A 5512-nucleotide genomic window follows, 5' to 3' on the forward strand; every position below is an offset into this window, starting at 1 on the left:
GCCCTCGCCCCGCCAATGACCGGCCCCCACCACCACAATCTGGGACGGCGGCGCCGACATTTCAACCTCCAGCCCGGTCGGATCGTTGGGCGGAAACAGCGCGCCGCGCGAAATCGAGAGCGCCGCCAGTCCTATTCCCAGCGGAAACTGGGTTTCCAGGGTATGGCCGAACATGGTGCCGGTGGCCCGTACCGCAAAATCCGGATGCTTGCCCAGGAAGGCGCGTTCTTCCGAGGTGGCGGGTTCGGCGCCGGTGGCGCCGGTGATGATGGCGCCCTTGGTCTCGAGCTTGCCGAGTTTGCCCCACAGCTTTTCGAGCGTTGCGGTCACCGCACCGGGCTGCTCGCGCTGCGCCAGATCGGCGACCACATTGGTCAGGCGCGCATACGGCTTGGCGCCGCGGGCCTGTGCGTGGGCCTTGGATTCGATCACAAGGAAGGCGCCGGCGGACCCTAGTGCAAAACCGGAATGGCCCTCACGCGCCCAGACCGGGGCAAACTTGTCCTTCAGGTTGAAGCCGCCGAATTCGTAGAGCACCAGCAGGTCCTTGCGCTCGCCGTTTTGCGAGCCGCCGATCAGCGCGATGTCGCTCTGACCGGCGGCGATTCGCGCGAGCGCGATCCGCGCCGCGTCCACGCCCGCGGCTTCCTCGCCCATGAAGGTACGCGACGACCCGGTGACGCCGTGCACGATCGCGATGTTGCCGGCCAGCAGGTTGGAGAGCTGCGCCAAGAACAGGGTCGGGCGCAGATCGTTCATCAGCCGTTCGTTGAGAAAACCGGGCGCCGAGTTGCCCTTGGCTTCCTGGTTGAGGATGCTGCAGTCCACCGCGAGATCGCGCTCGCCGCCACCGGCAGCGACGATCATGTCCATCCGTCCCAGGATTTCCTTGTTGCCCTTGACGCCCGCGGAATCCAGCGCCAGCCCGGCGGCATAGGTCCCGATGCGCTGCCAGGCTTCCATCTGGCGCTGATCGCCTTTCTTGGGGATCTGGGCGTCCAGGTTTACCGGGGCAAAGGGATGAACGATGTAGGGCGCGAAGCCCTTCTCGTCGACGTTGACGCGCCGCGCCTTGAGTGCGTCCCAGTTCGCGTCGAGCCCCTCGCCAAGCGAGGTCGCCAGACCGATGCCGGTAATCCAGACTTCCGCCGGCTCACTCATGCGATATTGCCTGCTGCGGAAAGCCGATCTTGCGGGCCATCGCGTCCATATGCACGCGCAAGTCGGGATGGGGGAAGGGGACGTGGCGGAAGGTCAGATCAGCGCTGCACTTCAGTTCGGTGCCGACGCGCACTCTCGCCGACGTGACCGCAAAGCCCGAGCCTTCGTGCTCGATCTTTGCATCGATCGTCAGCAACTGACCGGGACTGACGAACCCGCGCATCTTGGCTTCCTTGATCATCGCCAGGAATGGCATGCGCTCGAACTTCAACAGAGCAAGAAGAAGCCAGCCGGAACTTTGCGCCATCGCTTCGGTCAAGAGCACGCCGGGCATGATCGGATAGCCGGGAAAGTGACCCTCGAAGATCGTGCTTTTCTCGGGAACCTGGGCCTCGACGGTGATGGTCTTCTCGCCGATGTTGAGGGCGACGATGCGGTCGATCAGCTGGAAATATTCGATTTGCATGATGGGCGATTACGCGCCCTTGGCCGCGACCAATTCGTCGATGCGGGTGGCGAGGTTCTTCAGCACGAAATACTGCTCGGTGGTCGCCTTGCCGTCATTGACCTCCTGGGTCCACTTCTCCAGCGGCAGCTTGATGCCGAACGCCTTGTCGATCGCGAAGGCGATGTCGAGAAAATCCAGGCTGTCGATCCCCAAATCGTCGATCGCGTGGCTCTCCGGCGTGATCGTGTCGCGCGGGATGTCGCAGGTTTCAGCGATAATCGTGGCGATCTGATCGTATGTGGAAGACATCACTAAACCTTTGATATATTGAGGATAAATCCCGGAGTGACACGGGAATCGGGCGCAGCGCCCCGGAATGCCCGATCCGCCGTCCGGAGTCGAGTGCCCGTATATCGGAGCGCCGCCCTGAGTTCAATGGAGGCGGGCCGTAGCTGCACACTGGATTTGCGGGCCGGACAGCCCGGCCCGGTCCCCAAAAAAGCCTAGAAATGCGGCGTGGAAATGCGCGCGCAATCGCTGCGTCCCATCAGCACGCAATCCTGGGTCTTGCGCAGGTCGGCGATGCTCATGGCGAGCCAGATTCCGACCGCCGTCAGCGCGATGGTAAAGGCGAAGGCCGCGATGTTGGCCAGCATGCGAAGGCGAAAATCGTCCGGCTCATCCCGCGGCCGTTCGTAGCGCGACAGGTCATCCGGCCCGTGATCGACGTCCTGTTTTAGAGCCGGCTCGCCCGGATATGCACGCCGCTCCGGCGGGTGCGCCGTGGTGCGCGGCCGGAACTTGAGCACGCGGTGCTCTTCTTCCGACGCAATGGGCTGCCGGTTATTCACTGCTGCCAGCTCTCCGGGTCATCCTGATCTTATCTAGCACGGCCGCTGACGCGTCCCACAGAAAATGTTGTCATGCCGGCAATGCGATAATCTATTGCTTCAAGGTCTCATGGAACTTGCCGTAGTCGATCTGATCCGGCCGTCGTCCGAGGTGTCGAGGATATCGGCGTAGCGGTGGCCGAAACGGATGTTGGAATGGTCGTAGGATCGCCGGGCGTGGACGGTTTGCGCCGCAACAACATCATATCCGGACACCACCACGACCAGCGAAACCTCCGACGCGTCGAGGTCGCCGGCATTTAGCCCGTAAAGCGGGCTCTGCTCGTCCAGCACATGATAGAGCGTCCAGCTCAGGGCGAGCGCGGGGTGCTCGTTCCGCACCAGCGGCAGCTCGTAGAACCGCCGGAACGACTGGCCCTCCAGGCTGACTTCGTTGCGGAGCAACCATAGCCTGGCGGTGGCGTTGCCGATGATGTTGTGGCGTTCGTTGGCGAAGCGCACCATCAGGGTCGGCTTGCCGTCATGGTCTGATATCACCGGGTGGTCGGCGAACAGCAGTCGTGCATTCGGCCGCGAGAACCGCGCAAAGATCAGTCCGGTCATCAGCGACATCGAAAAGATGCCCGTGAACAGCTCGACCGCGGCGACGAAATGCCCGTAGTGGGTCTGCGGATGCATGTCGCCGTAGCCGGCGGTCGAAAGCGTCTCGATGCTGAAATAGAGATAGTCGATATAGGCGCCGCCGGGCACGTTCGCGATCGGCTGGTTTCCGATCCAGTAGAACACGGCGAATACCGCGTTGAAGGCGACAAACACCAGCGCGGCGCCGCCGATGAAAGCCGGCCACGACGCCGTCATGCAGCGATGGCTGATATCCGCCCAGAAGCTGAGACGAAGGCCCTCGGCGATGACTTCGCGGTTGCCGAGCCGAACGGTCTGCGGCTTCGATGTTCGTTCGCTCGGGCTGCTGGCCATCTCTTTCGTTTCTCGTCGCATGTCGGGTTTAAGGCATTTGATGGCTTGCGCCATCATGGCATAATCGCTGCCGTTTCAGAGTAATTTTTGCCAATTTGTCGGGAGTTTTGAACATGGCGAATACACGCGAACCGATCCTGCAGCCGATCCCGATCCTCTCGCTGCGTCCGACCCAGATGACGGTCGGAATGATCGAGGTCAAGGAAAAGCGCAAGCGCTTGCGGGAACATTGGAAGGAGCAAAAGTCGAAGAAGAAGCAGGGCGAGTTTCTCGGCAGGCATATGATCCCGGTGGTGCTGGGACCGGGCAAGCTGCACTACGTCGTCGACCACCATCATCTGGCGCGCGCGCTGCACGAGGAGGGCGTCGACGACATTCTGGTGAGCGTGATCGCCGATCTCACCATGGTTGACAAAGACGCATTCTGGGGCGTGCTCGACAATCACAAATGGGTCTATCCCTACGACGCCAAAGGCGAGCGTCACCACTTCAGGGACATTCCGAGGTCGGTGGTGGACCTGAAGGACGATCCGTTCCGCAGCCTGGCCGGGGAAGTGCGCCGCATGGGCGGTTTTGCCAAGGACACGACGCCGTTCAGCGAATTCCTGTGGGCGGATTTCCTGCGCCGCAAAATGTCGCGCCAGAGCGTGGACGACAATTTCAAGAAGGCCATCGAGAAGGCGATTGGTTTCGCGAAAAGCAAGGACGCGGTCTATCTGCCCGGCTGGTGCGGCGCCGCCTCGGACGATTAGGAAGGGGCGAATGGCGAGTAGCGAATAGGGTAGCAGGTCGCCATGACGCACAGCTTCTTCTATTCGCCATTCGCCATTCGCCATTCGCTACTCGCCATTCCCCCAGTCCTATTTCGGCAGCCTGCCCATCATGTAGAATTCGTCGTTCGGGCGCATCGCGGTGACGTTCGCCATCCGGTTCGACAGCGCGAAGAACGCCGAGATCGCGGCGATGTCCCAGATGTCGTCGTCGGAAAAGCCGTGGCCGGCGACTGTGGCAAAATCCGCCTCCGAGATCTTGTGCGCCTCAATGCTCACCTTCATCGCGAAGTCGAGCATCGCGCGCTGGCGCGGCGTGATGTCCGCCTTGCGGTAGTTGACGGCGATCTGGTCTGCGATCTGCGGGTTCTTGGCCCGGATGCGCAGGATGGCGCCATGCGCGATCACGCAATAATGGCATTGGTTGGCGCTGGAGGTCGCCACCACGATCATCTCGCGCTCGGCCTTGGAGAGGCCGCTGTCCTTCTCCATCAGGGCATCGTGATAGGCGAAGAAGGCGCGGAATTCGTCGGGCCGGTAGGCCAGCGTCAAAAACACGTTCGGAACGAAGCCGGATTTCTCCTGCACTGTGGTGAGGCGGGTTCGGATGTCGTCCGGCAGGCTGTCGATGGCGGGAGCGGGGAAGCGCTTTGCGACGGGGTGGGTCATGGGCAGGTTCCGGATATACGCAGCCAGGTGCGGCGATCCGGACCATAGTCGATGGCAGAGGCTCTCGCAAAGTATGGCCCGCGCGGTCATTGCCGTGTTGGGGGAGCGCGGCCTAACCGGGGGGCGACGGCACAGGCGAGGCGAGCCATGCGGCATGGTGCCAAACAAAGCGAGGGAGTCATTGAGTGCGCTGTCACCGCAGTTCTTCTAGCTCATGAAGCGCCGCGCCGCGGCAAAATTGTCCGTCACAAACCCAAATGGGGTATATCCCCGGTTGCGGAGTTGCTGAGCCATCTCCGCGGCACCATTAGCGGCTGGGGTCACCTTCGCCGCTTCGGCGTAAAATCTAATTTCTTGAGCCCGATCAACGTGATTTGGGCTGTCCAGTCCCATTCGAAAAAATATTCTGATTTTCAGAAATGGCAAATCACTTCTATATCCACCGCCGTCCTGTCCCACTGGAGGGGCGGCTCGAGATCGTCACGGACGCGGGACAGGATGCGGTGGACGCAAGGGGCGCCAACGACGAGGGCGCTTTTCTTGCGGACGGCGAAGTCGTGTGGTCCTGACGCCCCGACGCTGGCGTCAAGTTCGCGGGAAGCAGTTCCCGCGGATGATGGTGGCAAGAAAGCCCGGTC

At 61.9% G+C, this 5512-nt stretch carries 7 protein-coding genes; 1 reads left to right on the forward strand and 6 read right to left on the reverse strand.

Features of this window, described 5'->3' with window-relative positions:
- From QZ213_RS23875 to QZ213_RS23895, 5 genes are all read right to left on the reverse strand, one after another.
- Positions 1–1161, reverse strand: a 1161-nt coding sequence (locus QZ213_RS23875) for a beta-ketoacyl-ACP synthase (protein WP_291688543.1), incomplete at its 3' end; no start/stop codon positions are given.
- The gene (locus QZ213_RS23880; RefSeq protein WP_291688544.1) at positions 1154–1627 is read right to left on the reverse strand and encodes a 3-hydroxyacyl-ACP dehydratase FabZ family protein; all 474 of its coding nucleotides are present in this window, start codon (positions 1625–1627) and stop codon (positions 1154–1156) included. The genes QZ213_RS23880 and QZ213_RS23875, both read right to left, overlap by 8 nt.
- Before the next feature lie 9 nt (positions 1628–1636).
- Positions 1637–1918 carry an acyl carrier protein gene (locus QZ213_RS23885; protein ID WP_291688545.1) on the reverse strand — a complete coding sequence of 94 codons (282 nt, stop codon included), beginning with the start codon at positions 1916–1918 and terminating at the stop codon, positions 1637–1639.
- 194 nt (positions 1919–2112) lie between these two features.
- Complete coding sequence (locus QZ213_RS23890) at positions 2113–2460, reverse strand: hypothetical protein (protein ID WP_291688546.1); 348 nt, start codon at positions 2458–2460, stop codon at positions 2113–2115.
- A 99-nt stretch (positions 2461–2559) separates the two neighbouring features.
- Complete coding sequence (locus QZ213_RS23895) at positions 2560–3435, reverse strand: ion channel (protein ID WP_291688547.1); 876 nt, start codon at positions 3433–3435, stop codon at positions 2560–2562.
- Between the two features lie 113 nt (positions 3436–3548).
- Between QZ213_RS23895 and QZ213_RS23900 the strand changes: the two genes are divergently transcribed.
- Positions 3549–4187 carry a ParB-like protein gene (locus QZ213_RS23900; protein WP_291688548.1) on the forward strand — a complete coding sequence of 213 codons (639 nt, stop codon included), beginning with the start codon at positions 3549–3551 and terminating at the stop codon, positions 4185–4187.
- A gap of 108 nt (positions 4188–4295) precedes the next feature.
- On the opposite strand, the gene QZ213_RS23905 is transcribed toward QZ213_RS23900, so the two are convergent.
- Positions 4296–4874, reverse strand: coding sequence for a peroxidase-related enzyme (locus QZ213_RS23905; RefSeq protein WP_291688549.1), 579 nt, complete (start codon positions 4872–4874; stop codon positions 4296–4298).
- Between the last annotated feature and the right edge of the window lie 638 nt (positions 4875–5512).

The sequence above is a fragment of the Bradyrhizobium sp. genome (assembly GCF_017881085.1).
Classification (GTDB): Bacteria; Pseudomonadota; Alphaproteobacteria; order Rhizobiales; family Xanthobacteraceae; genus Bradyrhizobium.

Excerpts from the sequence above, each read along its gene's own strand:
- QZ213_RS23880 (WP_291688544.1), bottom strand. The coding sequence starts at position 1,627 with ATGCAAATCGAATATTTCCAGCTGATCGACCGCATCGTCGCCCTCAAC.
- QZ213_RS23895 (WP_291688547.1), bottom strand. The coding sequence starts at position 3,435 with ATGGCCAGCAGCCCGAGCGAACGAACATCGAAGCCGCAGACCGTTCGG.
- QZ213_RS23885 (WP_291688545.1), bottom strand. The coding sequence starts at position 1,918 with ATGTCTTCCACATACGATCAGATCGCCACGATTATCGCTGAAACCTGC.
- QZ213_RS23905 (WP_291688549.1), bottom strand. The coding sequence starts at position 4,874 with ATGACCCACCCCGTCGCAAAGCGCTTCCCCGCTCCCGCCATCGACAGC.
- QZ213_RS23900 (WP_291688548.1), top strand. The coding sequence starts at position 3,549 with ATGGCGAATACACGCGAACCGATCCTGCAGCCGATCCCGATCCTCTCG.